Annotated in this window: 1 protein-coding gene; it reads left to right on the forward strand. The window is 34.8% G+C overall.

Translation table 11 applies throughout. The features are described 5' to 3' along the window. The first annotated feature begins 155 nt into the window (after positions 1-155). The gene (locus tag FD31_RS13710) at positions 156-1,700 is read left to right on the forward strand and encodes an IS1182 family transposase (protein WP_057893321.1); all 1,545 of its coding nucleotides are present in this window, start codon (positions 156-158) and stop codon (positions 1,698-1,700) included. Positions 1,701-1,780 lie beyond the last annotated feature (80 nt).

A 1,780-nucleotide genomic window follows, 5' to 3' on the forward strand; every position in this document is an offset into this window, starting at 1 on the left:
AAGGGGCTGTGACATAACTCCACATTAAAATAGCTCCAGTGTAGAAAAGTTCGGTTTCTGTACTGGAGCTATTTTTGTATAATATAATAAAAAAAAGAGTATCGGTCCGAACCACCGATACTCTGCTAAAACACCCATGGAAGGATGTCCTATATATGCAAAACAATTATAACATATCTCAAACTAGCTTGAGTTTAACCACTGAATTTGTACCAGATAAAAATCATGAGGCCTATTATATCAACCAATTGGTTGAATCTATGAATCATAATGATATCTATTTAACTGGACGTCCTAAGGAGTACGATACAAGAGCTATATTAAAGTTGGTTCTTTTTTCATATCTTCGTGGGCACTATACTTGTCGTCAAATTGAACGCGTAGCGCGTGAAAATTTATATGCACGATGGCTCACCCAAGAACAAGTCCCATCATATAGGACCATTGCTCGCTTCATCGTCTCCGACGATGCCGAGCGAATGATTCGCTCTAGTTTTAAGCTAATGCATAAATTTCTCGTAGATAACAACTTGATTGATGATGCTGTATTTGTTGATGGTACTAAAATCTTAGCCAATGCCAATAAATACACTTTTGTTTGGAAGAAGAATATTATGCGTTTTGATGATATGAATCGTGAAAAAATAAATGTGATTCTTAAGGAAATTAAAGAGGCAGAATCCAGTGCATGGGCTCAGTCACTGCCCATGGACTATGAAAAACTAGACTTAATTATAGCTAAACTAGAAGAGAGATTGGATCAACTAAATCAAGAAGTAGAATCTACCAAAAAAGTGTCCCCGAACCCTGCCAAGCAGGTTCGCAGGTCTATAAAATCAAAACTACACAAAACCCGACAAATTAAAGAAAAACACGACGAATATGCAAAAGATATAAAAATATTTGATGAACGAAATAGCTTTTCAAGAACCGATAACGATGCTACCTTTATGCGTGTTAAAGAAGATCCTATGAGAAACGGCCAATTAAAACCAGGATTTAATCTACAGATTGCAACTAATAATCAGTTTGTACTCGACTATGATTTATATTGGAATCCAACTGATACGAGAACCTTAATCCCATTTCTAAAAAGCATGACATGCCATAAAATCTTGGAATCAAATAAATATATCGTGGCTGATGCCGGATACGGCTCAGAAGCCAATTATAGATATATTGAAGATGGATTACCTGATCAGATACCTTTAATTCCATATGGAACGATGTTGAAGGAAGATAGTCGTAAATGGCAATCAGATGAACGAAAAGTTATGAACTGGGAATATAACGAAGAAAATGACTATTATATCGACCCTAAAGGTGTTCGATTCAATTTTTATAGATACACTAAACGAACAGACAAGTATGGTTTTGTTAGAGAATTCAAGAATTATAAAGCTGAATACAAAGATGAAAATCAGAACATTATAAAACCTGCCATTACCGCTGGCGGTAATGTTAGGTACATAAATATAAACCCTGAGTGGGAATATTTTAAAGCTAAAGAAAAAGAAAGACTTTACAGTGACATAGGTGCGAAGATTTATGCTCGACGCAAAATCGATGTTGAATCGGTTTTCGGTCACCTTAAGTCTTATTTGAATTTCACTAAGTTTACGGTTCGAGGTAGTGAAAACATTAAGAAACAAATGGGATTCGTATTAATGGCAATGAATATTGGAAAATTAGCTAAATAGCCAATTTTCCTTTTAATATTTTCAAAACAAAAAAGATCAGTTCGGGAAATCTTACGATTTCCTCGTTCTGATCTTTTTTT

The organism is Companilactobacillus nantensis DSM 16982 (genome assembly GCF_001435815.1).
Lineage (GTDB): Bacteria > Bacillota > Bacilli > Lactobacillales > Lactobacillaceae > Companilactobacillus > Companilactobacillus nantensis.